Origin of the sequence: Levilactobacillus yiduensis (genome assembly GCF_024718525.1) — a bacterium.
Taxonomy (GTDB): Bacteria; Bacillota; Bacilli; order Lactobacillales; family Lactobacillaceae; genus Levilactobacillus; species Levilactobacillus yiduensis.
Map to the genome: position 1 here is coordinate 91,735 of NZ_JAMXAZ010000007.1, position 26,481 is coordinate 118,215.

General features: G+C 52.3%; 27 protein-coding genes. All 27 read right to left on the reverse strand.

What is annotated here, in order from left to right:
• Positions 1-97: 97 nt before the first annotated feature.
• Positions 98-256 (reverse strand): hypothetical protein, encoded by a 159-nt coding sequence (locus tag NGM66_RS05905; protein ID WP_208909889.1) that lies wholly within the window; start codon positions 254-256, stop codon positions 98-100.
• Between the two features lie 83 nt (positions 257-339).
• Complete coding sequence (locus NGM66_RS05910) at positions 340-1,152, reverse strand: Cof-type HAD-IIB family hydrolase (RefSeq protein WP_208909891.1); 813 nt, start codon at positions 1,150-1,152, stop codon at positions 340-342.
• A 114-nt stretch (positions 1,153-1,266) separates the two neighbouring features.
• Positions 1,267-1,455, reverse strand: coding sequence for a 50S ribosomal protein L32 (gene rpmF / locus NGM66_RS05915; RefSeq protein WP_125575232.1), 189 nt, complete (start codon positions 1,453-1,455; stop codon positions 1,267-1,269).
• Positions 1,456-1,521: 66 nt separating this feature from the next.
• A complete protein-coding gene (locus tag NGM66_RS05920; protein ID WP_208909893.1) occupies positions 1,522-2,073 on the reverse strand; it encodes a DUF177 domain-containing protein in 552 nt (183 codons plus the stop codon).
• Between the two features lie 73 nt (positions 2,074-2,146).
• Complete coding sequence (locus NGM66_RS05925; protein ID WP_208909897.1) at positions 2,147-3,295, reverse strand: nucleotidyltransferase; 1,149 nt, start codon at positions 3,293-3,295, stop codon at positions 2,147-2,149.
• 1 nt (position 3,296) lies between these two features.
• Complete coding sequence (locus NGM66_RS05930; RefSeq protein WP_208911040.1) at positions 3,297-4,040, reverse strand: class I SAM-dependent DNA methyltransferase; 744 nt, start codon at positions 4,038-4,040, stop codon at positions 3,297-3,299.
• Complete coding sequence (rsfS, locus tag NGM66_RS05935; RefSeq protein WP_208909898.1) at positions 4,037-4,393, reverse strand: ribosome silencing factor; 357 nt, start codon at positions 4,391-4,393, stop codon at positions 4,037-4,039. The genes NGM66_RS05930 and rsfS overlap by 4 nt, the downstream gene beginning before the upstream one ends.
• 11 nt (positions 4,394-4,404) lie before the next feature.
• Positions 4,405-5,013, reverse strand: coding sequence for a bis(5'-nucleosyl)-tetraphosphatase (symmetrical) YqeK (gene yqeK / locus NGM66_RS05940; protein ID WP_209280026.1), 609 nt, complete (start codon positions 5,011-5,013; stop codon positions 4,405-4,407).
• Entirely contained in the window at positions 5,003-5,635 is a 633-nt protein-coding gene (locus NGM66_RS05945; protein WP_208909902.1) for a nicotinate-nucleotide adenylyltransferase, read from the reverse strand. Before NGM66_RS05945 ends, yqeK begins: the two co-directional genes overlap by 11 nt.
• A gap of 15 nt (positions 5,636-5,650) precedes the next feature.
• Positions 5,651-5,959: a YhbY family RNA-binding protein gene (locus NGM66_RS05950; protein ID WP_208909905.1), complete on the reverse strand. Its 309-nt coding sequence runs from the start codon at positions 5,957-5,959 to the stop codon at positions 5,651-5,653.
• Positions 5,960-5,977: 18 nt separating this feature from the next.
• Entirely contained in the window at positions 5,978-7,120 is a 1,143-nt protein-coding gene (gene yqeH / locus NGM66_RS05955; protein WP_208909908.1) for a ribosome biogenesis GTPase YqeH, read from the reverse strand.
• Complete coding sequence (locus NGM66_RS05960; protein WP_208909909.1) at positions 7,101-7,643, reverse strand: YqeG family HAD IIIA-type phosphatase; 543 nt, start codon at positions 7,641-7,643, stop codon at positions 7,101-7,103. Before NGM66_RS05960 ends, yqeH begins: the two co-directional genes overlap by 20 nt.
• Before the next feature lie 198 nt (positions 7,644-7,841).
• Positions 7,842-8,201: a 50S ribosomal protein L20 gene (rplT, locus tag NGM66_RS05965; protein ID WP_208909910.1), complete on the reverse strand. Its 360-nt coding sequence runs from the start codon at positions 8,199-8,201 to the stop codon at positions 7,842-7,844.
• 70 nt (positions 8,202-8,271) lie between these two features.
• Entirely contained in the window at positions 8,272-8,466 is a 195-nt protein-coding gene (gene rpmI / locus NGM66_RS05970; RefSeq protein ID WP_045806761.1) for a 50S ribosomal protein L35, read from the reverse strand.
• 50 nt (positions 8,467-8,516) lie between these two features.
• Positions 8,517-9,041, reverse strand: a complete 525-nt coding sequence (gene infC, locus NGM66_RS05975; protein WP_209280027.1) for a translation initiation factor IF-3 — start codon at positions 9,039-9,041, stop codon at positions 8,517-8,519.
• Positions 9,042-9,748: 707 nt separating this feature from the next.
• Complete coding sequence (thrS, locus tag NGM66_RS05980; protein ID WP_208909912.1) at positions 9,749-11,689, reverse strand: threonine--tRNA ligase; 1,941 nt, start codon at positions 11,687-11,689, stop codon at positions 9,749-9,751.
• Positions 11,690-12,046: 357 nt separating this feature from the next.
• On the reverse strand, positions 12,047-12,973 hold the full coding sequence (gene dnaI, locus NGM66_RS05985; protein ID WP_208909914.1) for a primosomal protein DnaI: 927 nt from the start codon (positions 12,971-12,973) through the stop codon (positions 12,047-12,049).
• A 3-nt stretch (positions 12,974-12,976) separates the two neighbouring features.
• Positions 12,977-14,341, reverse strand: coding sequence for a replication initiation and membrane attachment family protein (locus NGM66_RS05990; RefSeq protein ID WP_208909916.1), 1,365 nt, complete (start codon positions 14,339-14,341; stop codon positions 12,977-12,979).
• 3 nt (positions 14,342-14,344) lie between these two features.
• On the reverse strand, positions 14,345-14,851 hold the full coding sequence (gene nrdR, locus NGM66_RS05995) for a transcriptional regulator NrdR (RefSeq protein WP_208909918.1): 507 nt from the start codon (positions 14,849-14,851) through the stop codon (positions 14,345-14,347).
• Complete coding sequence (coaE, locus tag NGM66_RS06000) at positions 14,851-15,480, reverse strand: dephospho-CoA kinase (protein ID WP_208909920.1); 630 nt, start codon at positions 15,478-15,480, stop codon at positions 14,851-14,853. The genes nrdR and coaE overlap by 1 nt, the downstream gene beginning before the upstream one ends.
• Positions 15,473-16,333 (reverse strand): DNA-formamidopyrimidine glycosylase, encoded by an 861-nt coding sequence (gene mutM, locus NGM66_RS06005; protein WP_208909922.1) that lies wholly within the window; start codon positions 16,331-16,333, stop codon positions 15,473-15,475. The genes coaE and mutM overlap by 8 nt, the downstream gene beginning before the upstream one ends.
• 20 nt (positions 16,334-16,353) lie before the next feature.
• The gene (gene polA / locus NGM66_RS06010) at positions 16,354-19,014 is read right to left on the reverse strand and encodes a DNA polymerase I (RefSeq protein ID WP_208909924.1); all 2,661 of its coding nucleotides are present in this window, start codon (positions 19,012-19,014) and stop codon (positions 16,354-16,356) included.
• A gap of 377 nt (positions 19,015-19,391) precedes the next feature.
• A complete protein-coding gene (locus tag NGM66_RS06015; RefSeq protein ID WP_208909926.1) occupies positions 19,392-20,096 on the reverse strand; it encodes a Bax inhibitor-1/YccA family protein in 705 nt (234 codons plus the stop codon).
• Between the two features lie 142 nt (positions 20,097-20,238).
• Complete coding sequence (gene pnuC, locus NGM66_RS06020) at positions 20,239-20,910, reverse strand: nicotinamide riboside transporter PnuC (protein ID WP_208911042.1); 672 nt, start codon at positions 20,908-20,910, stop codon at positions 20,239-20,241.
• A gap of 314 nt (positions 20,911-21,224) precedes the next feature.
• Entirely contained in the window at positions 21,225-22,556 is a 1,332-nt protein-coding gene (gene murC, locus NGM66_RS06025; RefSeq protein WP_208909928.1) for a UDP-N-acetylmuramate--L-alanine ligase, read from the reverse strand.
• Between the two features lie 159 nt (positions 22,557-22,715).
• Positions 22,716-25,595 carry a DNA translocase FtsK gene (locus NGM66_RS06030; RefSeq protein ID WP_258115448.1) on the reverse strand — a complete coding sequence of 960 codons (2,880 nt, stop codon included), beginning with the start codon at positions 25,593-25,595 and terminating at the stop codon, positions 22,716-22,718.
• A gap of 241 nt (positions 25,596-25,836) precedes the next feature.
• A complete protein-coding gene (gene ytpR / locus NGM66_RS06035) occupies positions 25,837-26,475 on the reverse strand; it encodes a YtpR family tRNA-binding protein (protein WP_208909932.1) in 639 nt (212 codons plus the stop codon).
• Positions 26,476-26,481: the final 6 nt, after the last annotated feature.

Sequence of the window (26,481 nt, forward strand, 5' to 3'; positions counted from 1 at the left end):
GCTTAAAACTGATAAGCAAACAATCCAAATCCAGGATTATTCGCTTATCAGCCTTAATGCTCGCCAGCTAACCACCTTTTGGCCCACTCTCGAACCTTTATTCAAATCCATTTTGCTTAACCACCAACGCAGGAACCCGGTCGTCCAGGTCCGTGTGGGTGGCACGCGCCGTAACCGTGTGATACAGCGTGACACCATCGATCAGCAGTGCCAGGCAGATAATGACGAGCAAAAAATCGCGACTTAAAATCTTCATGATTATCCCTTCGATCACCATGAAGTATACTGCAGTCAGCCCCCCAGTGCGGCGTTGACCAACAAGTAGGTTAGGTCAACAACTCACGCTAGGATTTGGTCATTGATGGCGCGTAAGACCCCATCTTGCTGGTTATCATAGGCAGTGACGCCGGTTGCGATAGCCTGAATCGTCGGTGCGGCATTGCGCATCGCCAACCCCTGACCGGCATAGGCCAGCAACGCAGCGTCGTTATCGCCGTCGCCAAAGGCCATGATCTCATCGGCGGACAGCGAAAACCGTTGTGCCAGCCATTTGACCGCCGGCAACTTGCCGACGCTAGCAGCCACCACGTCAATGACGCCATAGCCACTGTCATGCGCGTGCAGGCGCCCATCAAAGTAAGTGTTCAACTGGTCGGTCAAGGCAGCCGCTTGGTCCGGCAGCGTTGAAATGCTAATTTTCTTGATCTTGTCCGTCACCGTCCGCAAATCAGCGACCTGTTGCAGGTTATCGTAATAGGCATTGGCGGCATCTAAGAGCGGTTGCGGCGCCCCCAACTCCGTGTATGAGGCCTTGGCCCCGGTCATGATCACGTAGGCCTGACGCAAGAAGTCCTGCTGCCGGTCGACCGTGACGAACTGGGTCACGTCGTCATCACGCAGACTGCCATCAAAAATCAACTGGTCTTGCTGGTAAATGGACGCGCCATTTTCCGCAACCAAAATCATATTATCCGTCAAATCTGCCGCAAATAAGTCCCGCAGATGACCATACTCATTGCCAGAGGCCAACACCAACGGAATCTGGCGTGCCTGTAGCTGCCGTAACACCTGCCGAAAGAGCGGCCGGTTATAGCTTTGGTCATCGTGTAGCAGCGTGCCGTTCAAATCCGTTGCAATCAATTTAATCGTCACAATGTCACCCCTTCTGTTCTGTGTGCGTTCATTATACGTGAAAATGCACGCCAAGCGTCAAAAAAACTCCCAGAAGCCGCGGACTTCATGGGAGTTTCATTTGACTAATTAAAATTAGTTGTTTGCGTTCTTAACCGCAACGACCTGACGGCCATCGTAGAAACCACAACTTGGGCAAACCATGTGTGCCTTACGCAACTCACCACAGTTAGGGCAAGGAGTTAAGTTCAGGGAAGCCAACTTGATGTGACCCCGACGCATACGCTTTTTCGTCTTAGACGTTTTCCGTGCTGGTACAGCCAAAGAAAACACCTCCTTTAAATAAATTATATCCACTAGTGAAAAAATTTTTAAGGCTTACAAAGGCGATTATTGATCATCCTGATCAGGGAAGAAATCTTTTAACTTTGCAAGACGTGGATCAACTGATTGATTTTCCTTCTCCACCTTTTCCAGGTCAGCCTCGCTAACGACTTCCCAGTCATTACCGGTCGGCATCTTTTCACCCTGTTCTTCGGCTTTTGAAAGAATGTGCATCGGAATTTGTAAAATAATGTTATCCCCGACAGCCTTATCGAAATCGATCTGGTCATCCTTGACCACCATCACAACGTCGGTCTTTTCAAACCGTTGCGTTGCGGCAGGGTCAGATACATAAAATTCCGTCATTTTGAAATCTACGGGTAAGTCCACCGGTGCTAATGACCGACTAGACGGGACCGTTAAGTCCGCCGTTACCTGTGCATCAACGACAACGTCACCATCCACCACGGAAACCATTCCCTGGGCATGGACGGGGCTTAAATCCAAGACGTCATCGCCGTAGCGTTCCATCAAGTCCGCCTTCAAATTCAACGTTTCGTCGAATGAAAGTGGCTCATTTCGGTAATTCTTGCGGAGCTCGGTCAACGACCATTTCATCGCAATCCCTCCAATGCAACGTGATAAATTATACCTGTCAAAAAATGTGATGTCAAGGTAATTTCCTTGATAGTCATTCAGAATCGTCTTTTTTTACCGGAATCCGGCCATAATCTTGGTCGATTCCCGTCAAAAGCGTGCGTAACGCGCCAGCGCGGTCGTCTAATTCGCCGGGACCCTTTTGCCAATCCCGGTCGGCGCGACTGACTAACGGCAACGGCACCTGCTTCTTGATTTGGTGCAAATACGCTTGGCCGGCTGCCGAATACCCCAGCACGCGCAAGTACTGCGGCTGGACCAGCATCTCTGCTGGCTTGGCCTGAAGTAACATGTAGGCGGCCTGTCGTTGCAAGCGCGTGTAGGTGTAGCGTTTGGTCTTCACCTCGTGCATGAATGCCGCAAAGGTCGCGTTGGGCAACGCTGCATGTTTTAGCCGGTACTCGACACCTTCTGTAATCTGGTACAGTTGCCGCAAGTCCGCCACATCCCCGCTAACCAGCTGGTAACGTAGCCAGGGCCAAAAGTCCGACCAACTGGTCAACTGTGCGCCCTGCAATAAGGCCAGGGTGCTGGCCGGGACCACTGCCGCCACGCTGGTCCAGTCACCCGCTAAGGCCGCTGAACGAATTGCTGTCGCGCTGGCAAAGGCCGTTTGTACCGCAATCGTGGTGTCGTTGTGCTGACTGCCCCGCCGTGCCAATGGCAACAACGTCAACGGGTTGCCGGCGCGCTGATTGGCCAAGGCGTAAAAGAAGCCCAGAATGTCATTGGCCGCGTTCAACGTAATGCCCGTTTGCTCGCGTAGGTAGCCCTGAAAGAGCGACGCATACGTCTGGTCAAAGCGTTTGAAGGTGGCTGGATTCGTGGGTAAATGCGCCATTAAGCGCTGATAGTCCATGTCCGGGTGTTCGGTCCCAAATGCTAGCCAACGGCACTGTAGGGCTGCTAAGAGCATCACACCACCTGCTGCGAACAAATGCGCCGGTTGTAAGGCGCTGGCCGTCGGAAGTTCCACGACCAGATCAACCCCGCCGGCCAGGGCAGCCGCTGTGCGTTGCCATTTGTCCATCAACGCCGGTTCCCCACGCTGGACCCAATTGCCACTCATGGCGGCGACGACCACATCGGCCCCCGTCTGCGCACGGGCCTGAGCAATCTGATAGGCGTGGCCATTATGAAACGGATTGTATTCCGCAATAATCCCGACTGCCTGTAACGTCATGTTAAGCCTCCCGTGTAACCTCGAAGAACCACCGGGTCGTGTCTGGGGCAACGTCGTGTTCCCCAAAGTCGGCGCTGACCCGCTTGACGGTCAACCCAGCGGCAGCGAGTGCCCGTTGGTAATCCGCCAGTGGATACGTCCGCTCATGATGCAACTCGGTCACCTTGCGATACTCACCGGTCTCTTCATTTTCCGTGAAAAAGGTCAGGTCGTGTTCGGCGGCGTGTTCCTCGTCTTCGATGCCATAACTGGTCCAGACGAACGCCCGGGTCTCATCCACGTAATTGTACATGTAACCGGGGTAAACGTCATCCGTTTGGTGTGGCGTGATGACGTCAAACAAGAACTGCCCGCCCACGGCCAAATGATCATGGACCTGGGTGAAGGCTTGCGTCACTGCGTCCAAGTCAGTCAGATAACAAAATGAGTCGGCAAAACAAGTTACCGTTTGGTATTCGCCAATGGCACTGAGGTCCAGCATGTTGCCCGCCATCAATGGCATCGTCACGTCGGCTTCCTCGGCGTGCTTGGCGGCTAACGCCAGCATCTCTTCACTGAGATCCAAGCCGCTGACCTGATAGCCGTGTTGGGCCAACAAGACGCCTAAGCGGCCACTCCCACACGCCAGGTCGAGCAACTCGCCACTGGTAGGCGCCACCCGTTTAGCGACAAAATCCAGCCACTGGTCGTACATGGCTGGATCAAAAAGTTCGTCGTAAAGCTCTGCAAAGGATTGATAGATCATGCTTCGACCCATTGGCCCAGATCAACCTCTGGGGCGTCTGACCAGAGCTTTTCTAAGTTGTAATGGCTGCGTTGGTCCTTTTGGAAGACGTGCACGACCACGTCACCCAAGTCGATCAGAATCCACTCAGCACTGTTCTTCCCTTCAACGTCGCGAATCGTCACGTCGTTCACGTTCATTTGGTCAACGATCTCATCGGCGATGGCTTGGACTTGACGGTTGGAATTGGCTTCCATGATCAAGAAGTAGTCGGCCATTAAGCTGACCTTGGTCATGTCTAAGGCGACCATTCCCTCTGCACGCTTGTTTTCCGCAGCCTTAACTGCGATTTCTAAAATTGCTTTGCTTTCCATATTTTCTCCTCTCAAACAGTCGGATATTGGGGCACCCACGCATTGTAGGTGTCGATGGACTTGGGGTAGACCGGCTTGCCGTTATCTACCAGGTACGCGAGCGTATGCTTGGCTTGAAACGCCACACTCTTTGCCAGGTCCGTTTTCGCCAATCGGCGGGCCTCATCGACCCCGGGAAAGTCCCGTTGTGGTTCGATGTAGTCGGCCATGTAAACGATTTGTTCTAACGGTGACATGTAGACCGCCCCCGTCGTATGGTGCCGGACAGCATTCAAGATGTCTTCATCATAAATGCCCAGCTCATGCTTGATCAGCTCGGCACCGACGACCCCGTGCCAAATCGCATTGCCGTAATCCAGCAAGATGGGGTCCAAGTGATATTGCTTAATGGCCGCAATGAAGTCTGCGTCCGGGCGCTGCTTGGCGTAGTCATGGACCAGACCCGCAATGCTGGCCTTTTCCAGATTCACGTCATTGCGCTTGGCCAAGTCGATGGCCGTTTGTTCCACCCGTTGCACGTGTTTAAAGCGCTTGGGCTTCAGCTGTTGACTGATTTTTGCTAACAGTTCAGCCCGAGTGCCCGCAAAGATATTTTCAGTATAGGTTAGTTCAGTCACGATATAATAGATGCTCCTTAATATAGAGATCGACCATGGTCGGCACCAAGTAGCGCACAGATTGGCCGCGGCGCACTTGGTCTCTGACCATCGTTGAGCTAATACCGATCTGAGGCACGTCGACCCACAAGACGGGGTACGGCGACTCGCGATTAAATCCTTGGCGACAGACACCCACGAACTGGACTAATTTGACCAGTTCGTCGATGCGGTACCACTTTGGCAAATAAGCAACCATGTCGCCGCCGATGATGAAATAGTACTGGTTCTCCGGATGGGCCTGCGTCAGTTGCAACATGGTGTCATAGCTATAGCTACGGCCGCCGCGTGCCACTTCCGTTAGCTCCAAGTCAAACCGCGGATTGTCCTTGATAGCTGCCTTGACCATCGCCACCCGGTCCTTGGCAGAAATCGTCAATTTCCGGTCCACGTGCGGTGGCTCGGCATCCGGCATGAATAGTACTTTGTCCAGTCCCAACTGGGTCGCAACCTGATCAGCAATGACCAAGTGCCCCAAGTGTGGCGGATTGAACGTCCCACCCAAAATACCGATGCGCCGCTTCTTAGCGGTCGCCGCTAACTGCGTCGCCACCTGCGTACTCGTTCGTTCTAGGATCTTCACCACGACTGCCAGACCTCCCTACATGTTTTCCACGATTGGTGAAATCTTTTGGTTTTCTGCTTCAGTTGCGACTCTGTACAAGACCAATACCCGGCCGATGGTTTGCACCACCTGAATGTCCGTGTTGTCTTCGATGAAGGCTTTGGTCTCGTCAACGGAGACGTCAGCGCTTTGTTGCAGATTGATTTTGATTAATTCGCGATACTCCAAGGCACCGGTCAGTTGTTCCAACCAGGCTTGGGTCAGCCCATTTTTACCCACGGAAAAGAGTGGGCGCATGGCATGGGCGTGGGCCCGTAAATAACGTTTTTGTTTTCCTCGTAGCAAGTTGTTGTCCTCCAGTTTTTAAATCATTGCGCGGCGAATCAAGACGCCGACACCCGCGGGTGCCCAGCCAGTAACGTTAACACCAGCTGGAACGGTAATCCAGCCTAAGCCTTCAAAGACCAGGTCACTCTTGACCGTCGTCTTGAATTCATGGGCCACAAGCGGTGGAAAATCATCCTTGGTATCCGCGTGTGGTGGCGTTAACAGCTGACCCAGCTGCCGTTCATAAAAGTCATCGGCATTCTCCAGCTTGGTGCGGTGAATGTATAAGTTGTTCTCAAAGTAAGCCGTGAACCCGTTCTTGGGGCCCTTGGTGTAGTCAAACCGCGCGATACCGCCCAAAAACAACGTCTGTTGGTCGTTGAGCTGGTAGTTCTTCGGCTTGATTGGCTTTTGTGGCGTCACGATCTTCAGGTCTTTGCCATCCAAATAGTGCGCCATCTGTTGGTTTTGAATGATACCTGGGGTGTCGACCAAGACGTGATCGTCATCCAATGGCAATTCAATCTTATCCAACGTGGTGCCCGGGAACCGCGACGTTGTAATCAAGTCTTGGACCCCCGTATTTTGCCGAATCACTTGGTTGATCAACGTAGACTTGCCGACGTTGGTCACCCCGACCACGTACACGTCACGGTCGCCACGATACTTGTCGATCAGTTGTAACAGGCCGTCCACGGATTGATTGGTCTTGGCACTCAGCAGCGTCACGTCGATGGGCCGTAACCCCTCTTCGTTGGCTCGCTGACGTAGCCAGTCCCGTAATTTACTCCGCTTCAATGAGCGTGGCAACAAGTCTTCCTTGTTCCCCACGAGCAAGACGGGGTTGTCGCCGACAAAGCGGTGGAGCCCCGGAATCACACTACCGTTAAAGTCAAAGATGTCCACAACGTACACGATCAAGGCGTTGGCGTCTTGAATCTGCGTCAACAACCGTAAGAAATCATCATCGGTCAAGCCGACGGGCACGATTTCATTGTAGTGCCGTAGCCGGAAACACCGTTGGCAATAGACTTCTTCCTTTTCAATTCCCTTGTCGAGCGCTGATTGCGGCGTATAGCCTGGTGCCGTCTTGTCCGTTGTTTGAACCACCGCGCCACAACCAATGCAGTGCAAGGGTTCACCATCAATTACTACCGGTTCAATGTGTTTTTCGTTCATTAAGATCCTCCTGCCAAGTTAATTCAGGATAGTTGTGCCGCAAGCGCCACATGACTACCTTTTCCAATAACCGATTGCCCTTCGTGATCCAGGCATCCGAGCTTAAAATAGGTTTGACCAAGACGCTGCGAACGCCGCTGTGGTGCGCGGCCCAAACGTCCGTTAACAGTTGATCACCCACCATGACGACTTCGTCGCGGCGCAAGTGCCAACGACGTAAGGCCCGATTCAATCCCCAAGATAGTGGTTTGAGTGCCCGGTGAATGTAGGGAAGGTTAAACGGTGCCACTGCCCGGTCAACGCGGGCCCGGCTGTTGTTGGACACCACGATCACCTGAATCCCCGCTAGCTCTAACAAGTTGAGCCAGTGGTGCAGTTCCGGTGTCCCATCCGGGTTGTTCCACGCAATCAGCGTATTATCCAGGTCGGTCATGACCGCCTTGATCCCGTTGGCCCGCAAATCTGTTGGCGTCAAATCGTATATGTTCGTAACCATCCACGTGGGTTTGAATCCAGAAACCATGCGGGTGACTGCCCCCCTTCGTTCGTTTGCCAGTATTGGCATGTCTAGCTTTTTATTATACGCAATTTTTGCGAATTTTACCACCATCAGCCGTCGAGAATCCCAACTGATTTCTGACGACATGACTATAAAATTTGCGATATCAAATTCGTAATAAAAAAGACCCCGCCGCAGCGAAGTCTTTTCGAATTGACTGAATTAAGCAGCCAAAGCTTCCTTAGCTTGGTCAGCTAAGGCCTTGAATGCAGCAGCGTCGTTCACTGCTAAGTCAGCTAACATCTTCCGGTTAACATCGATGTTGGCTAACTTCAAACCGTGCATCAACTTGCTGTAGCTCAGACCATTGATCCGGGCTGCGGCGTTGATCCGGGCAATCCAAAGCTTCCGGAAGTTACGCTTAGTGGCTTTCCGGTCACGGAAGGCGTATTGACGGCCCTTCATGACTTGGTCCTTGGCAACCTTAAATAAACGGTGCTTTGAACCACGGTAACCCTTAGCTAACTTTAAAACCTTCTTGCGACGTGCGCGTGTAACAGTACCGCCTTTAACTCGTGGCATAATCTTTTCCTCCTAAATCAATTCAAACATTATGTCGACATTTCGTCGACCCGAAAAATTTCCGACTAGCTTACTTTTGTAATAAAGAACGGTAAGTCTTAATAGTCGTTTCGTTCATCATCCGGGTACCACGAAGGTTCCGGCGTTGCTTCTTGGTCTTACCGTGGAAACGGTGAGACGTGTATGCGTTGGCACTCTTGATACCGCCCTTGGCAGTTACTTTGAAACGCTTAGCTGCGGCGCGGTTAGTCTTCATCTTTGGCATAATACGAAATTTCCTCCTTAAATCGGCAGCTAAAGCTACCCAATCAATTCTTACTTAGTCTCCGCGATAGGCGCGAGCATCAAGAACATGCTCCGACCGTCCATCTTAGGCCGTTGTTCAACCGTGGCAACATCAGAAGTTTCCTGAGCCATCCGGTTGAGCACCTCGCGACCAATGTCTTTATGCGTAATCGCCCGACCCTTAAACCGGATTGAGACCCGAACTTTTTCACCCTTGGCCAAGAACTTCTTAGCGTTCTTCAGCTTGGTGTTAAAGTCGTTGGTATCAATGGTAGGACTGAGCCGTACTTCTTTGACACTGACCACTTTTTGCTTTTTCCGTGCTTCGCGTTGCTTCTTTTGCAACTCAAAGCGGTATTTCCCGTAGTCCATGATGCGGGCTACTGGTGGCTTAGCTTTCGGTGCAACCAAAACTAAATCGAGGTTTGCGTCTTCAGCGATCTGTAAAGCTTCACGCTTGGACTTAATACCCAATTGTTCACCGTCGCCGGCAATCAATCGAACTTCGCGTGCGCGAATCCCCTCGTTGACAATCGTGTCGTTTGCTATGGTAATCCACCTCCAAAATAATCTCGAGAACTGCAGAAATCTCACTCATAAAAAAATGCGGGAACCTTTGATCAAACATCAAACAGCTCCCGCATGAAATCCAATCCAAAGATTGAACTAACGTGCCTATCTAGCCCGGCAGCGTTAGCCACAGGGCGAGAAGCGGAAGCCTCTGCTTAATTTCTCAACTTAACCATCATACCAGCTAGGCCAGAACATGTCAACAGTGTTTCGTGATTAAACTGTTTTATTAGGGCAAACTTGGTTGTGCTGGCCGCCTCGCCGTTCGCCAAATATGAGTTGGAACGCGGTGGGCGCCGGGACGAGCCAAAAAGCGGTCTCGGCCCTCAACTTGGAGCCGACGACCCACGTCTCCAAGTTGTCAGTTTTCTAACCGGCAAAAACCACCGCTAAGAAAACTCCCACGGCTGAACTCATATTTGGCGAACTATCGGCTACATCTAGTAAACATCATCATTAGCGCAACCATTGATGTGGCACAGCCTCTCGGAAATCAGTAATACAGGTGCATAGCCAACTGACAAACCTAAACGATTTGGGCTATTCATTCTGTGATTCAGTCCTCCGAGCCAAAAGACTACCCTTTTCTGGCCAAAAGTCTTTGAGACAACAAAGGGGCCGGGAATTTACCCCGACCACCTTTGTCTCAAAACTCTTCTATTCTCTGGTTACTCGCCAGGATCTCTGAAGTCTTAGTTTTCGCGACTGTAAGAAGCAATGTCGGCTAAGATTTCCTTGACGAAGGCGTCACTGCTCATGGATTGGCTGTCGTCTTCCCCGTACTTCCGGACAGAGACAGTCCCATTTGCCATTTCGTCTTCCCCAACGACCAACGTGTATGGAATCTTGTGGGTTTGGGCATCCCGAATCAAGTAGCCCATCTTTTCGCCACGCTTGTCAACGTTGACCCGCACGTCAGCAGCCTTTAATTCAGCGGCTAACTTGTCAGCGTAAGCACCATGCTTTTCTTCAGAAACAGGAATGATGGTGACTTGCTTAGGTGCCAACCAAGTTGGGAAGGCGCCCTTGTAGATTTCAGTCAGGTAAGCGGTGAAGCGTTCCATCGTTGAAACCAAGCCACGGTGAATCATGACTGGACGGTGTTCTTCGCCATCAGCACCGATGTAGTGCAGGTCGAAGCGTTCTGGCAACATGAAGTCCAATTGAATCGTGGATAACGTTTCTTCGTTCCCAAGGGCCGTCTTGGTTTGGACGTCCAACTTAGGACCGTAGAAAGCAGCTTCCCCTTCAGCTTCAACGTAAGGCAAGCCCAGGTCATCCATGGCACCCTTCAACATCTTTTGGGCGTTGTTCCACATTTCATCATCGTCAAAGTACTTTTCCGTGTTCTTAGGATCACGGTAGCTCAGACGGAACGTGTAGTCCTTGATATCAAAGTCTTTGTAAACCTTGACCATCAAGTCCAAAATACTCTTGAATTCATCTTGAATTTGTTCTGGGGCAACGAAGGTGTGACCATCGTTCAAGGTCATTTCCCGAACCCGTTGCAGACCACTCAGGGCACCAGACTTTTCGTAACGGTGCATCATCCCAAGTTCAGCGATCCGTAATGGCAATTCACGGTAAGAACGGATGTGGTGGTTGTAAATTTGAATGTGGCTTGGGCAGTTCATTGGCCGCAATTCAAGCTGTTCGCCATCCCCCATGTCCATTGGTGGGAACATGTCTTCACGGTAGTGGGCCCAGTGACCGGATTGCTTGTACAGATCCAGGTTGGCCAGCACTGGCGTGTAAACGTGTTGGTAGCCGTTAGCGACTTCCTTGTCGATGATGTAACGTTCAATGGTCCGCCGAATCGTGGCCCCATTTGGCATCCAGTAAGGCAAGCCAGCGCCGACCTTAGGATCAACGAAGAACAAGTCTAATTGGTTCCCGATAACCCGGTGGTCACGTTCGCGGGCTTCTTGGCGCTTAGCTAAGTCGGCGTCTAAGTCAGCTTGCTTGTAGAAGGCCGTCCCGTAAATCCGTTGGAGCATTGGGTTGGAGGACTTGCCTTGCCAGTAGGCACCGGCAACGGACAGCAACTTGAACTTCTTCACGTCACCCGTGTTCGCTAATTGGGCACCGTCACTGAGGACTTGGTAGTCGCCAATCTTCAAGAAGGAAACGGCATCCCCATCCACAGCGTTGATCAACTCCGTGCTGTAAGGATCATCCTTGACCAAGGCCAATGCATCGGCCTTAGGCAAGCTGGTCCGTTCGATAGCTAATTTATCACTGACTAATTTTTCAACGATCACGCTCAGGGCGTCCAGTTCATCAACGCTGACTTGTTGGTCGTCCTTGTCGGTATCCACGAAGAACCCGTCTTCATCGGCACTCACTTCACCCAAACGGATAGCTGGGAATTGCTTCTTCAAGGCGATCCGCAGTAAAGCAGCGGTCGTGTTCCGCAGAACGCTCAAGCCTTCAGCGCTATCCTTAGTGACGATTTCGATGGCCCCATTGCCAGCCAATGGCGTTAAGTAGTCGACCAACTTGCCGTCTAACTTAGCGGCCACAGCCTTTTTAGCCAAGCTGATTGAAATCGACTTGGCCACGTCAGCGGGCGTCGTACCTGCTGGGAAGTCCTTAGACTTGCCATCAGGGAATTGAATTGAAATATCTGCCATAATGATGATCTCCCTTATTGAAATTTGGGCCAACTACGCAAAAAGTCCCCAGTACCTAATAAGGCACTGGGGACGTCAATAACGTGGTTCCACCCGATATTTTTCACGAGACTGGTCCCGTGAACTCTAGTCGTTGATAACGGGACGGACCGGCCGAAAATTTCCTCTCGACAGCTGATAGAAAGTGGTAATGCTTACGGTCGCTAAGCTGGCTTCCAAGCTAGGCCAGCTCTTCCTGTGAACGATCTCGTAACCATCATGTCTTTCGTCATAGCTCTTTTGGTTTCACAGACTATTAAACACTCACACGCAGCAGATGTCAAGGCATGCGTCGACTTTTTTCTGAAGGCGGTTATTCTACTGTGGCCGGCGGTTGGCCCCGATCATGGTGATCTCACGGGCCAAGAAGCGAATCCGTTGCATCAATCGCTGGGCTTTCAATGGTTCGTCGTCCCCCCGCGTTGAGATGCGTAAATGTTCCTTTTCCAGTTGTGCCATGGAGAAGTTCGAACTGAAAAATGTGGGCAGTTCTTCTTGCATCCGGTACTCCAAAATGACCCCTAGCACATCGTCACGCACCCACGCAGACATGGCGTCAGCGCCGATGTCATCGATCATGAGCACGGGTGACTTCTTCAAGGCATCCAGCTTCTCCGCCACCCCATTTTGGGCAATGGCGTTCTTCATTTCCACGGCAAAGCTCGGGAAGTGAACTAACGTGGTGGAGAACCCGTCTGCGGCAAGTTGATTGGCAACGGCAGCCAGCAAATAGGTCTTGCCAACGCCAAAGCTCCCGGCCAAATACAACGCCTGGTGCCGGCGTTTAGGACTGGCTTCATAGGCGTCCACAAAATCCAACGCGGCCATCAGCGCCTCGGCACGGTCCGGGTCCTGATCAAAGTTCTTCAGGTTGGCCTCACGAATGCTCTTGGGCATGGCAATCGACTTCACCCGTTGGCGGAGCTGTTGCTGGGCTTGCTTTTCTTGTGTTTCCTTCGTTGGTACGTAGGCCACGTCGATCAAATGATTGGAGACGATCAGTTGCGGCTCATAGCCTGTCGCAAAGGTCGTGCCCCCCTTGGCCAACTTCTCGCGTTCACTGACGAACTCATACAATTTCGCCGCCGAGCGCGTCAAGACGTCTTCGGCCAGGTCGTCACGATGTTCCTGATAAAAGGCCGTTACCATGGGGTCATCGTACACTTTGGCCATCAACTGGCGGTAATTGTCGTTCAAATGCCGTTGATTCATCAACTGTTGCATGGTCTTACTTAAATCTTCCATCGGTTAATCCTCCTTCCCGTGATTGCTGTGTTCTTGTAGCTTGGCAATCCGCGCCTGCAATTGTTGTTGCTGCTTATCAGATAGCTTAGCTTGCGTGGCCGCCGGTTTGGCAGTCGGCTTCTTAGCCCAGTCTGGCAGTGTCTCTTTCACGGTCGTTTGTCGGTTCCGTGAACGACGAGACGGTTGCGGCGCCTGCTGACGTTCACGGATTTTCTTAATGGCCAGCTGCGGCGTGGTGACCTTGCTTTTGCTCCAGTCGTTGGCAATCGTATCCATCAGATTTTTATTCAACGTCGGCCGATCTTCATCGACTAGCAGATGGTAAATCATCAGGTTCAAGACCGAATTGGGAAATAACTGGCGACTGACCAGGTCCCGCACGATGCGCTGTTCACCGTCCGTCAAGAAGCCCCCACTCTTTTTCTTGATACCTTGTAAAAAGAGTGCTGGTGCCGACTTGCTGGCAACGGTAATCAGCGCTTGTTCGGCGGCGTTCAAGTCAGTATCCGCAGTCGCAGGTGCCGTAGCCGTTGGCGTTTCTACCGGCTGACTGCGGTGCTGCTGCGAAAAGTGTTGAGCAATCACCCGTTTAAACTGTTCTGGGTCGAATTGATTGGTCGCCAAATCAGTTGCTTCACCAACGTAGCGGGCCATGGTCACCTCGTCAAGGTTATAGGTAGCGTGCTCCGTCAGCAATAGTTGCCGGTAGCTACGCAACGCCTTGGTGTCGATAAAGGAGTGCTCCAAGATCTCGCCGAGGAGCTTGAAATCAAAATCCTCTTGGGTCGTGGGCGTTAGCGCCGGGGCGGCGTTCTCACTTGGCAGTTCCTCGCGTGTCGCCGTAATGGCAGCCGGTAAGCGTTGTAGCTCCTGGCCGTCCACGTGAAACACGTCGAGAAAATTCTTGGTGATGTTCTGTTCTCCCGGCGTCTCGTGGGGCGTCACGGTATTGACGGCCACCAGAGTCCGGTAAGCCTCCTCACCGACCACGCCCAGTAGCTGCACGCTGAGCAAGTCGTCGCGAAAGAAGGCAACTGGCGTCAACGGGGCTTGCAGCTCATAAACAAAGCTGGTCAACTCCGCTTCCGTCTTGACCTTCGTCGTCAACAGGCCCGTGGCCTCCAAGCGTAAGCGGGCCTCGTAGAAATGGGCCAAGTCCATCCCCAGCAGGCCTAACAGGGTGGCGTGACGCTGATACTCCCCGCGATTTGGGAGCCAAAAAAGGGCCGAGTAAAGCCCCGCGGCACTCGGTCCCACAATCGGCTGGTAAAGCTGGGTCAACGTCTGCCAACTCTGATCGGTCAAGCGGTCCGCTAATCGCACCAAAAAGCCAGTTCGTGGTTTTAATTGGTGCCAGGAATTCTCCATGCTTTACTTCGCCTCACTTTGTCCCTGATCTGGTGAATCCTTTTTAGCTTTTTCTTTGTCTTTCGCCAGCATGTCCTTCAACTCGTTGAAGAAGACACCGGTATCTTTGAATTGACGATAAACGCTGGCAAACCGGATGTAGGCGATCTCGTCGACGTCGACCAAGCGGTTCATCACGTATTCCCCAATCAGCTGACTGGAGATTTCATTGACGCCCAGCGCCCGAATCTTATTTTCAACTTCATCAACGATATTGGTCATGACATCCATGCCCACTGGGCGTTTTTCAGCGGAACGGATAATCCCACGCAGGATTTTCTCCCGGTTGAACTCTTCTCTCGTCCCGTTCTTCTTAATCACTAGCAGCGGCGTAACTTCAACCCGCTCAAACGTCGTGAACCGAAAACCACAGTTCTCGCACTCACGACGGCGGCGAATCACGCGCCCGTCGTCGGTGGGTCGACTATCAACGACCCGCGATCCATTATGATGACAGTGTGGACACTGCATTATTGTTCACCTCGTTTTAAATGGTTACTGTTGCCAAAGTTATTGGCGTCAAGCCATTTTACCACTTGTTGGCGCGTTTGGGCAATCGTTCCCCCGTTATCAATGACGACCGTCGCCTGGGCAATCTTTTTGGCCAGTGGCCACTGCCGGTCCATTCTGGCCTGTGCATCCGCCGCAGAAAGCCCGTCGCGCGCCATTAAGCGTTGCTTTTGGGTTGCCACGTCGGTTGCTACGACCATGACGTGATCGACCAAATGAATCAGATACCCGACTTCAAAAAAAGTTGGTGCGTCGATCATGACGACTGGTACCTGCTTTGCTTTTGCCGCCGCTAGTTCCCGCCGAATCTCGGCTTGAATCAGCGGCGCCGTGATGGCTTCTAACTTTTTCAACTCAGCCGGTTGGGTGAAGACCCACTGGCCCAATTTTTTGCGGTCCAAACCGTCGTCAGTCACGAAGTCAGCGCCAAACACCTGGGCAATCTGCTGTAGCCCTGCTGTCTTTGGTGCCACGACTTGACGGGCAATCACGTCAGCGTCAATGACGGGAATTCCCGCCGCGCGTAACCAGGCGCTCACAGTCGATTTGCCCGTCGCAATGCCGCCGGTCAATCCCCAAGTCTCAGTCATCTTGCAAGGCCTCCAATGCATCTAATGGCACCGGCTGACACCGCGGACAGTAGTGCGTCCCGCGCTGGGCAACCTTGATCTTAACGATCTCCGTGCCGCACCGCTCACAGGGTTCACCTTCACGGCCATAGACGTGCAGGTGATTTTGGAACTGCCCGGCTTCACCAAAGGCCGTCGAAAACGAATGCACCGTGGTCCCGTGTCCCTGAATCGCCAAACCAATTTCGGTGATGATGCTCTGCCGTAACGTCTCCAGTTGCGCGTCAGTCAATTCATCGACCGGCGTTAACGGATTGATCTTTGACAGCCACAGCACCTCATCGGCATAAATGTTGCCCAGTCCGGCAATTTTTGATTGGTCCAACAAGAAGGGTTTGACCACCTTGTGGGACTTGCGGAAAATCTGTTGCATGTACGCCAGCGTCAGAGTATCTGCCGTGGGTTCCGGCCCCAGCTTTCCCAGCGATGGCAAGACCGTGCCCTCTGTCCCGGTGGGAACCAGTCGCATTCGCCCAAACTTACGGGTGTCCGTGTAGCGTAGATCCCGGCCATCGGTCAGGTGAAAGACCACGTGGGTGTGCTTGGTAATGGGACTGCCCGTGGGTTGGACGTCGTATTTGCCTTCCATTCGCAGGTGAGAGACCATGGTCAGCTCGCCACTGAATCGAAATAACAGATACTTGCCCCGCCGGTCGATCCGTTCAATCTGCCGGCCAATCAAGTCCGCCGTGAAGACCTCAGCCTCCGGCGTAACCATTTTACGGTAGTAGACGTCGACATGGTCGATCGTGGCGCCCTGCACCAGGCGGGTCAACCCCCGGCGAACCGTTTCAACTTCAGGTAATTCTGGCATCGCTTATCGTCTCCTTGCCGCTATTTCGCATCGTACCAGGTTGGCCCGTAATGGCTTTCCACCTTCAACGGAATCTCCAACTTGACGGCTGAGTCCATCACACTTGGGACCAGCTTGGCCAACGTTTCGATCTCCTCAGCCGGGGCTTCGAAGATCAATTCATCATGGACCTGCAGTAACATCGTTGCCTGAAGATCCTTGACCGCGTCTTCCATCTGAATCATGGCAATCTTAATAATATCCGCGGCACTCCCTTGAATCGGCGTGTTCATGGCCGTCCGTTCGGCAAATGACCGCTGGTTGAAGTTACGCGAGTTGATGTCCGGCAAATACCGCCGCCGGTGCGCAATCGTTTCCACGAAGCCTTGTTCCTTGGCCTGTTGGACCATCCGATCCATGTAGGCCTTGACGCCAGGATACTCTTCAAAGTAAGTGTCGATGAAGGCCTTGGCCTGCTTACGGGTGATGCCAATGTTTTGCGACAACCCAAAGTCACTGATGCCGTAGACGATTCCGAAGTTGACGGCCTTGGCCTGGCGCCGAATGTTGGGCGTGACCTCTTCGTCCGGCCCCATCTTAAAGATGCGTCGGGCTGTGGCCGCGTGAATATCTTCGCCCTCACGGAAGGCCTCTTGCATGTTCGCGTCATGACTCATGTGGGCCAGGACCCGCAATTCGATTTGTGAGTAGTCAGACGAGAAGATTTGCCAACCCGGATGCCGCGGCACAAAAGCCTTACGAATGGCCCGGCCCTCTTCGTTACGCACCGGGATATTTTGCAAGTTCGGGTCGACCGATGACAACCGCCCAGTCTGCGTCAACGTCTGGAGGTAGCGGGTGTGGACCTTGTGATCATCGGGATGGATGACCTTCAGTAAGCCCTCCACGTAAGTCGACTGGATCTTAGCAATCTTACGGTATTTCAAGATATTTTCGGCAATGGGAGCTTCCGCCGCGAGCTTTTCTAAGACACCAACCGCCGTGGAATAGCCCGTCTTGGTCTTCTTGATGACCGGCAAGCCCATTTTTTCAAATAAAATGTGGCCCAGCTGTTTGGGTGAGCCAATGTTAAATTCCTCGCCAGCCTCGTTGTAAATGGTCTGTTCAATTTCGGCCAGTTGCTCGGTAAATTTACTTCCCATGGCTTCGAGTTCGCTGGCTTCTACGGTAATCCCCGCAATTTCCATCCGCGCCAGAACGAACGCCATTGGCAATTCAATATCGCGGTAGAGCTGGGTCTGCTCATTATCGGCCAGCTCCTTGAATAATTGTGGCCGGAGTTGCTCGATGGCCCGAGCTTTCCGTGCCAAATGGGAGAAGAAATCCACGTCGTCGGCCGGAATCGCTTCCTTGGCCCCTTTGCCATAGACGTCTTCGTCCGTTGCCACCTGGTGATAACCGTGTTCCATGGCCACGCGCCCCAGGTCATTACTGTTGTCATACGTGTTCAACAGGTACGACACGATCAACAGGTCGCAGTCAACGCCCGCTAACGTGACGCCTAAGCGATTCAACGCCACGTAGGTCCGCTTGGCGTCAAAGACCTGTTTGGCCACGTCAGCCGACTCTAACAGGTCCTTCAAGGGCGCCTGCTGTAAGAGGCTGGTATCGCGACTAACCCACCAGTGATCCTCATGGCCGATCACAAAGCCATCAAAGTCGGCCAGATGATAGTTGTCACCCAGCATTTCCAAGTAAAATTCACAGCCGTCCGTAAAGGCCGGGAGCGTTTGGAGGTTATCTGCCTTCAAGACCGTGAAGTCCACGTCCTTAAGGCCTGGCGTGGCCGTTGGGGCTTCCCCATCAACGCTCATTTTGCTCAAGAATTGATTAAAGTTCATCCGTTGGTAGAATTCCACCAGCTTCTCTTGGTCATCCCCCTGATAGACCAAGTCGTTGACCTGCTTCGTCACCGGCGCATCGCGTAAAATCGTTGCGAGCTTCTTGGACAGTAAGGCCTCGTCATGGTCAGCCACCAGGTGTTCCTTGAGCTTCTTGGCGGTAATTTCATCAATGTGGTCGTACAGGTTTTCAATGCTCCCGTACTTGCCGATCAAATCCACGGCCCGCTTGGGACCCACGCCCGTGACACCGGGATAGTTATCCGAGTTATCTCCTTGGAGCCCCTTGATATCAATGATCTGTTCGGGCGTGACACCCATCTTTTCTTTGACGTAGGCCGGTGTGTAATGCTCAATATCCGTGACCCCACGCTTGGAAATGGAAACAGTCGTGTGGTCGTCAGCCAGCTGCGTTAAGTCCCGGTCCCCGGTCACGATGGTCGTGGTAAACCCGTTTTTCTCGGCCTGCTTGGCCAAGGTCCCGATAATATCGTCGGCTTCATAGTCGGGCAGCTCATAGGTCTGAATCCCGCGAGCCGCTAAAAGTTCTTTGACATAGGGAAATTGTTCCGACAACTCGGGTGCGGTCTTGGCCCGGCCACCCTTGTAGTCGTCATACATCTTAGTCCGAAACGTGGTTTTCCCCGCATCAAAGGCGACCAAGGCGTGCGTGGGCTTCACCTTGTCCAACATGATCTCTAGCATCGTGTTGAAGCCGTAAATGGCGTTCGTATGCAGCCCTTCGCTGTTGGTAAACTTACCCAACGCCGTGTACAGCGCGAAGAAGGCCTTAAACGTGACACTGTTTCCGTCAATCAATAATAATCGTTTTTCCGCCATGTTACGCTCCTTTCGAGCTACGGTCTGCCGCGCTCGAGTATTCTACGTCTATTTTACCAAAAAAACAGGTAAACCCGAAAAGAAATCTCTGAAAACCATTGGAACACTTGCGCCTCGGTCATATCGTTCCTGTCAGTGCCGACGTTAGCTAGGTATCTCGCCGGCTACTGGGGCTTCCGATGCGCTTGGAAATCTGGCAAGCCCATCAGTCTCTCTCAAGTCGTCTCACAGTGTCAGCTGAGACAGCTGGCTAACTCCGACAAGTTCCGGAAGTTAGTTGACAAGTTAACGGCTACCAAGGGTTAAGCCGATTGCCAGCTTCCCTGTTGACACAAAAAGCCCGGGCACTTGAGTCCCAGGCTTTCCTTGCGAAACCGTTAGTCGTTGTTGCCACCAAAGATTCCGAAAATTTGTAAGAGTTGTAAGAATAAGTTGACGAAGTCCAGGTACAGTTGCAATGCCCCGTTGACGGCTAACCCAGTCGTGGAGACCTGGTCACCGTATTGCAGGTACATCTTCTGCATCCGTTGCGTATCCCAGGCCGTCAGTGCCGCAAAGATAATGACTGCGGCGAAGGATAACACTAGTGAAGCCAATGGCATCCGCAAGAACATGTTGATGACCATGGCCACGAGCAGACCAATCAAGGCCCCCGTTGCTTGGGTCCCCAGCTTGGTCAAGTCCTTCTTAGTGAAGGCCCCGATACCAGCCATCGTCACGAAGACGGCAGCACTAGAAACAAAGGCAGCGGCCATCGTATTCACCGAGAAGACCATGGCGTAAGTCGAGATGACCCCACCAGTAATCACCGCGTAAACAAACAACCCGACTAAAGCGACGGTTGGCCGTTTCATCGATTGTCCGCTAATGACGAACGGTAAAATAAACCAGACGATAATGGGTAACCAAAGACCGGCACCGTGTAGGCCCTGGGCTTGACTTGCCATGGGAATCATCAGGTACGCCGTCACTGCAGAGACCAACACGGCCGCAGCCATCCAGCCAAACATTTTAGTCATAAAGCTGTTGAGGCCGACCTCAGTGTTTACTGTCGTCCGGGGTTGCTGATCATAGTTGTTCATTGAAACGCTCCTTCTTTTTCAAATCATTTCCTGCCTTAGCTATCGCGATTGATAAACCAGCCACAGGGTTATTAGACTATATTTTACCAAATCTAATAGTAAACACAAGTAATGTGTTCAGAACTGGAAAAGAAAGGTCACGCTATTTAGTCGCTGACTGACCGGCGCCACCCTCGTTGTCGGCTTCACCGCTGGCCCAAACTTTGTTGGCGTAAACGGCATTGAAGAGTAAGGCAATCTGCAAGGCCACTTGAGACAGGTTGGCCCCTAAGGTACCGACATTAGTAGCACCCGTGAGAATCTGGAAGGTTAAGATGCCCCAGTACAAGACATTGACCACGTTAACGACGATCCACAGTGACCAGTTTTCCTTGAACTTCATGATGTACAGCAGTTGGGCAATCAAACTCACCACAAAGTTGACCGAATCAAAGTACGGTAACTGCCCGTGTAACAGCGACAGAACCAACCAGCCGGCCGCCCAAGCGACAAAAGCCGCCGCAAAGATCCAGTTACGCGTGGTCTTCTTAAATGATCGGGTCGCTTCATCGTGACCCCACATGTACCAGCCAATGGGTTGTGAAATAACATAAATAATATCCATTGCAAAAGACCCATAGGCGTGGCTGATCCAAGCGACGTAGGTCATGGCGACACATTGAATGAAGCCGAAGATAAACGAAATCTTCCGGCCTTTCATCCCGTAGACCAGGCACAAGACGCCCCCGACACCAGAAACCATCCCAACAATGCTGTCAGGCACAATCACGTAGACCACGACCTGTAGCAAAATCAAGATCGACACGTAAATCATTTCAAACTTTTTCCAATTGGTAAATAGCTGGTTGTACCACCAATTATGTTGTGTTCCAACTTCCACTTGCACTCGCTCCCCTGAAAAAAATTACAGGACCAGTCGCGTCCTTAATTTACTAGAATACAGGTTCTCAATAAAAGTGCAACTCATTTCTAGCGAATGCATTAAGTGGGTTAAATGCCCACCATAACAGCGATTCTAATGGGTGTCATTTTTATAGATAATCCGTTCACCCTATCAGAGGTACAGACCAATTTGCCTAACAAAAAAGGTGCTGACCAGTGAAGAATCACCAATCAGCACCCATAAATTTAGTTATTTTTCAGTGATAAATGACTTAATAATTCTTCGTAAGACCGTTCGTACTTTTGCACGTCACCGGCACCCATGAAGACAACAACGGCGTCATGGAAATCTAATAATGGGGACATGTTATCAACCGTCAAAATGTCGCCACCCTTAGCAATTTTTGCTGCTAAGTCCTTGCTGGAGACTGCCCCAGAAGTTTCCCGAGCCGAGCTGAAGATGTTGGTCAAGAAGACCCGGTCAGCTAAGTTCAAACTCTTGGCAAAGTCATCCATCAAGGCAATCGTCCGGCTGAACGTATGTGGCTGGAAGACTGCGATGATTTCCTTATCAGGGTACTTTTGCCGTGCGGCATCCAACGTCGCCTTGATCTCAGATGGATGGTGGGCGTAGTCGTCAATGATGGTCATATCAGCAACTTTACGTTCCGTGAAACGACGCTTAACACCCTTGAAGTCAGCCAATTCACGCTTGATTTCGTCCATATTGACCTTTTCAAAGTAAGAAACGGCAATGACTGCCAGACTGTTCAAGACGTTGTGTTCGCCATACAAATGAATTTCAAAGTTGCCTAAGAATTCATCCCCATGGTACACGTCGAAGTTAGAGCCCGTCGTAGACCGCTTGATGTTCTTGGCTTGAAAATCATCGCGGTCCTTGGTGCCATAGTAATAGACCGGCACATCAGTCTTGAGCTTCCGCAACTCAGGGTCGTCCCCCCAAGCGAAGATGCCCTTTTTGACCTGGTTAGCCCAGGTTTCAAAGGCGCTGTAAACATCCTCGATCCCCGTGTAATAGTCGGGGTGATCGAAGTCAATGTTGGTCATGATGGCGTAGTCTGGCTTCGTGGCCAGGAAGTGCCGGCGATATTCATCGGCTTCGTAGACGAAGAACCGGGCGTTAGGCGTCCCTTTCCCAGTCCCATCACCAATCAGGTAAGACGTTGGTGCGACGCCACTCAATACATGTGACAACAGACCGGTCGTACTGGTCTTGCCATGGGCACCGGCAACCCCGATGCTCGTGTACCCTTCGATCAGGTGGCCTAGGAATTCATGGTAACGGTAAACGGGCAGACCCATTTCCCGGGCTTTCTTGATTTCTGGGTGTTCATCCGTAAAGGAGTTCCCCGCAATGACCGTTAAGCCCTCGTGAATATTGGCTTCGTCAAAGGCCATGACGTCGATACCGGCTTGTTCCAGTCCCCGTTGCGTGAACGTGTACTGGGTGATATCTGAACCTTGAACCTTAAAACCCTTATCGTGCAAAATCAGGGCCAGGGCACTCATCCCTGATCCTTTAATTCCAACAAAGTGGTAAACCGTTGCGTTATCCATTAAATGATCCTCTTTTCTACTCTTTCGGTCAGGCCACTACTCCCCCAAACCGTCTGAGTGACTCTTTCTTTATTCTAGCATATCCCCCACCCGCTTAAAAGAAATCACGGGGAGAAAGGCAGTGAGGCCTCCTCAACCTAAGGTGAAAATGGTGCATCCCTAGTTATGAGGTTCCGGCAAGTCCTTGCCCAAATCATCCGGTGTCAAGTAGACTTCCCGGGGCTTGGACCCATGTTGCGGTGACACATAATGGTGCTGCTCCAGGTCATCGATCAGATTGGCCGCACGGTTGTAGCCAATCGAGAAGACCCGTTGCAATTTCGAGGTCGAGACCGTCTTTTCTTGCGCAATGTATTCCAAAACCTTTGGCAACAGCTCATCTTGGTTCTCCTCAGCCGTTTCTCGTTGTAAGAGGCCCTTCGGCGAGAAAGCGTACTGTGGCTTACCCTGCGTCCGCACGAAGTCAGTGACCCCGTCAACTTCGGACTCGACAAAGGCCCCTTGCAACCGCATTGGCTGACTGGCACCGTTGCCCAGGTACAACATATCCCCACGGCCCAGCAAGTTCTCGGCACCGGCCGTATCCAAAATGGTCCGCGAGTCGATCTGACTGGAAACCATGAAGGCGATTCGCGTCGGAATGTTGTTCTTGATGGTCCCCGTCACGATGTCGACACTCGGCCGTTGGGTGGCGACTAGCAAATGAATCCCGGCGGCCCGCGCCTTTTGCGTGATCCGCACGATGTAGTCTTGTACCTCGCTGGCGGCCATCATCATCAGATCTGCTAACTCATCAATGATGATCACGATGTATGGCATCTTCAATCCAGGCTCGTCGTTTGCGTCGGCCCGGTCGTTGAATTGCTCAATGTTGCGGACCCCAGCAGCGGCCAGCTTTTCGTAGCGTTCGTCCATTTCCGTTACGACCCACTTGAGGGCGGCCGCGGCAGCCTTGGGATCAGAGATTACCGGTGACAACAGGTGTGGTAAGCCGTCGTACGGTGCCATTTCCACGGCCTTCGGGTCAATCAGTAACAGCTTGACCTGTTGTGGCGTGGCCTTGTACAGAATCGACAGCAGCAGTGAGTTAATGAACACACTCTTCCCAGAACCCGTGGCACCGGCAATCAACCCATGTGGCATCTTCCGCAAATCAGTGACTTGTGGTTGACCAAACAGATCGACCCCTAAGGCCACTGTCAGCGGGGATTCACTCTTCTTGAAGGCAGCCGAATTCAAAATTTCCGACAACATGACCGGTCGGGATTTCAAGTTCGGAATTTCGATACCGACCGTCGTCTTGCCCGGAATTGGTGCCTCAATTCGAATATCCTTAGCCGCCAAGGCGAGCTTCAAGTCGTCGTTCAGGTTCGTGATTTTATTGACTTTGACACCCAGGGCCAAGCTAATCTGGAACTGGGTAACGGTAGGACCGACCGTCCAATCCGTGACGTGCGCGTCAACGTGAAAGGCACTCAACGTGGCGTCGAGGACTTCGGCTTGGTGTTCGATCCACTCGTCTAACGCCTCTTCATCCGGCACGACTGGCTTAGGTAACAGTGCGAGATCTGGGAAATGGTAGCCACGGGCTGACGTCGTTTCGGCCGGTTCGGCTGGTGCCGTTGGCCGGTCAAACAACGCGAGGTTCCGCTGGTCATTCCCCTCTTCTTGCATGATGTCGCCGAGTGAATGACCCAGGCCACGACTTGGCTTGGCCTTAGGCTTTGGCGTTACCGCTGCACGCGTAGCCGCAATTTGCGACGCTGGCGCAGCGCTGGAAGAAGCCGATGCTACGTTCTCCACGGGTGCCGTGGCGCGGTCCAGTAATTGATTGACTTCGGCTGGTCGCTGACCGGCGGCGGCTGAAGAAGGCACTGCCGCTGATTCAGGTTTTGATGCTACGGCTTGTTCTGTTGGTTCATCGTTTTCTACCGGTTCACTCGCTTCAGCTGTTTCAGCTTCTGCGGATGCGTCACTTGATTCAGTGGCTTCGGCTGACGCGGTCGTTTCGCCGGTAGCCGGCGTCTCACTAACCATCGGTGTCGGTTGAATGACCACAGTTTCAGCGGGTTGCGCCGACTTGACCGCTGGCGTAACGGGTTCTTCACTGGCCGCTGAATGCGCCGGCACTTGATTATCGACCGGCAAATAAGCCCCGCTATCCGTCGTCGCAGTGACAGCTGTCGCGGCGGGTTGTGGTTCTGGGTAAAAGACTTCCGTTGGTGCCACAACGTCCTGACTAGCTGGTTTTGCGGCCACCGGTTCTGCCCCAGCGGGTTTTGGTGTTTCAGTAGTCACCGCGTCGGGAGTCGTTGCCGCAGAATTGGCAGTGGTGTCCGCAACAGGCGCTGCAGAAGCTGGTTGTTCAGGTGTTGGTTCTGCTTCTTGTGGTTCTGCTTCTTGTGGTTCTGCTTCTTGTGGTTCTGCTTCTTGTGGTTCTGCTTCTTGTGGTTCTGCTTCTTGGGCTGCGGCGCTTGTTGTCATTTCTGGCGTCTGTGCCGCTACTGCCGGAGTTGCCACCGATTCAGCCGACTGATCTGGCAAAAAGACCTCTGTGGGCGCCGTGGATTGCGCCGCCAGTGAGTCTTCTGCAGCTAAAGCGGCTTCATCCGCCGCCGTGCCCAGCAAGAGAAAACTGTCATTTGATTTATGTAGACTTGCCACCAAGCGCTGGTAACGGTGACGAATCACTGACGGTTGCCACACTCGCTGCCGTTGTTTGGGCACAGGGGTGACCGCAAATGGCCGGTAGTTGGCACTGGCCTCAGCGGCGGCCCGTTCTGGTGTCTTCGCTGCTGAAGCGGGCGCTGATGCCTGAGATTGGTGGCGTTGCGTGTGGTGCAAGACTTCTTGGGCCGCACTTTGCGCCGCTGATTCGCGTTTTTCTTCTCGTTGTTGTCGCAAACGCAGACGATCGTTACGTTCTTTACGGAGCTTAACCTGTCGTTGTGACCGGTCATCCGTGGTATCTTCCATTTGATCAGGGGTCGGTTTTACCGGAAATTTGCGATAAAATGCCGGTCCATCATAGTGCTCCATGTGTTTCTTCCTCCTTGACGAGCGGGCTCGTCGAATTTCACGACTCTTGGGAGGAGACGCCGCCAGCTTGACGGCCACTTCACTCATTCCCTGAATCTCTCTTTTTTATTTATTTTCAAATTTTCCGGACCCTTCTCAGCAGTCCGTCCTGGTGACAATTAATCTGAAATTGTCAGTCTCCCCTATTGTACACAAAAAAGCAGGCAACCGACAAGGGTTCACCTGCTTTGTAATAATCTTCTTAATTTTTAAAAATACTTTGACCGCGCTCGAAGTCAAACGGTTCACCGACTGTATAATCATCCGGCAAGATCAATGCCCCTGGTTTTTGCGGTGCATTGGCGAGTTTGAGCTCACGACCTGAGCAGATCATCCCGTTGCTGGCAACGCCACGAAGCTCACCTGGCCAAATGATCAAACCGTTCGGCATCATCGCGCCGACCTTGGCCACAACGACCTTAATATCGGCCTGCATGTTAGGCGACCCACTGACGATCTGAAGCGATTCGTCGTTGTCCACGACCGTCTCGGTCACCAGCAAGTGATCGGAGTCGGGATGTGGCGTCGCAGACTTCACGTAGCCGACCACGAAGCGTGAACTGGTCTCAGCGACCAGTTCACCGGCAAATCCAGCGTCCTCTAAGGCGTTGTTTAACGCTGCCACGTCATCAGCTGACAAATCGACTTGGCCGTTGCCACTGATCTCTGGCAAAATGCTGGAAATCTTGAGGAAGTTGTAGCCTAAGGTCTTCTCCGTTGCTGCATCATAGATCCGTGCGATATTGTCCCGCACCGTGTGGGCTTGGGTCGCTGAATCCTGTGCAACAACAACAATCAAAGTATCCCCTAATTCTTTAGGGTTGTAACTAGCAATTAACATGTCTGA

What these genes read in the sequence shown, in the direction of transcription:
- NGM66_RS05905 (WP_208909889.1), bottom strand. Translation starts at nt 256, where the DNA reads ATGAAGATTTTAAGTCGCGATTTTTTGCTCGTCATTATCTGCCTGGCA.
- NGM66_RS05920 (WP_208909893.1), bottom strand. Translation starts at nt 2,073, where the DNA reads ATGAAATGGTCGTTGACCGAGCTCCGCAAGAATTACCGAAATGAGCCA.
- NGM66_RS05925 (WP_208909897.1), bottom strand. Translation starts at nt 3,295, where the DNA reads ATGACGTTACAGGCAGTCGGGATTATTGCGGAATACAATCCGTTTCAT.
- NGM66_RS05930 (WP_208911040.1), bottom strand. Translation starts at nt 4,040, where the DNA reads ATGATCTATCAATCCTTTGCAGAGCTTTACGACGAACTTTTTGATCCA.
- rsfS (WP_208909898.1), bottom strand. Translation starts at nt 4,393, where the DNA reads ATGGAAAGCAAAGCAATTTTAGAAATCGCAGTTAAGGCTGCGGAAAAC.
- yqeH (WP_208909908.1), bottom strand. Translation starts at nt 7,120, where the DNA reads ATGAACGAAAAACACATTGAACCGGTAGTAATTGATGGTGAACCCTTG.
- NGM66_RS05960 (WP_208909909.1), bottom strand. Translation starts at nt 7,643, where the DNA reads ATGGTTTCTGGATTCAAACCCACGTGGATGGTTACGAACATATACGAT.
- rplT (WP_208909910.1), bottom strand. Translation starts at nt 8,201, where the DNA reads ATGCCACGAGTTAAAGGCGGTACTGTTACACGCGCACGTCGCAAGAAG.
- rpmI (WP_045806761.1), bottom strand. Translation starts at nt 8,466, where the DNA reads ATGCCAAAGATGAAGACTAACCGCGCCGCAGCTAAGCGTTTCAAAGTA.
- thrS (WP_208909912.1), bottom strand. Translation starts at nt 11,689, where the DNA reads ATGGCAGATATTTCAATTCAATTCCCTGATGGCAAGTCTAAGGACTTC.
- dnaI (WP_208909914.1), bottom strand. Translation starts at nt 12,973, where the DNA reads ATGGAAGATTTAAGTAAGACCATGCAACAGTTGATGAATCAACGGCAT.
- NGM66_RS05990 (WP_208909916.1), bottom strand. Translation starts at nt 14,341, where the DNA reads ATGGAGAATTCCTGGCACCAATTAAAACCACGAACTGGCTTTTTGGTG.
- nrdR (WP_208909918.1), bottom strand. Translation starts at nt 14,851, where the DNA reads ATGCAGTGTCCACACTGTCATCATAATGGATCGCGGGTCGTTGATAGT.
- coaE (WP_208909920.1), bottom strand. Translation starts at nt 15,480, where the DNA reads ATGACTGAGACTTGGGGATTGACCGGCGGCATTGCGACGGGCAAATCG.
- mutM (WP_208909922.1), bottom strand. Translation starts at nt 16,333, where the DNA reads ATGCCAGAATTACCTGAAGTTGAAACGGTTCGCCGGGGGTTGACCCGC.
- polA (WP_208909924.1), bottom strand. Translation starts at nt 19,014, where the DNA reads ATGGCGGAAAAACGATTATTATTGATTGACGGAAACAGTGTCACGTTT.
- NGM66_RS06015 (WP_208909926.1), bottom strand. Translation starts at nt 20,096, where the DNA reads ATGAACAACTATGATCAGCAACCCCGGACGACAGTAAACACTGAGGTC.
- pnuC (WP_208911042.1), bottom strand. Translation starts at nt 20,910, where the DNA reads ATGATTTACGTGTCGATCTTGATTTTGCTACAGGTCGTGGTCTACGTG.
- murC (WP_208909928.1), bottom strand. Translation starts at nt 22,556, where the DNA reads ATGGATAACGCAACGGTTTACCACTTTGTTGGAATTAAAGGATCAGGG.
- NGM66_RS06030 (WP_258115448.1), bottom strand. Translation starts at nt 25,595, where the DNA reads ATGGAGCACTATGATGGACCGGCATTTTATCGCAAATTTCCGGTAAAA.
- ytpR (WP_208909932.1), bottom strand. Translation starts at nt 26,475, where the DNA reads ATGTTAATTGCTAGTTACAACCCTAAAGAATTAGGGGATACTTTGATT.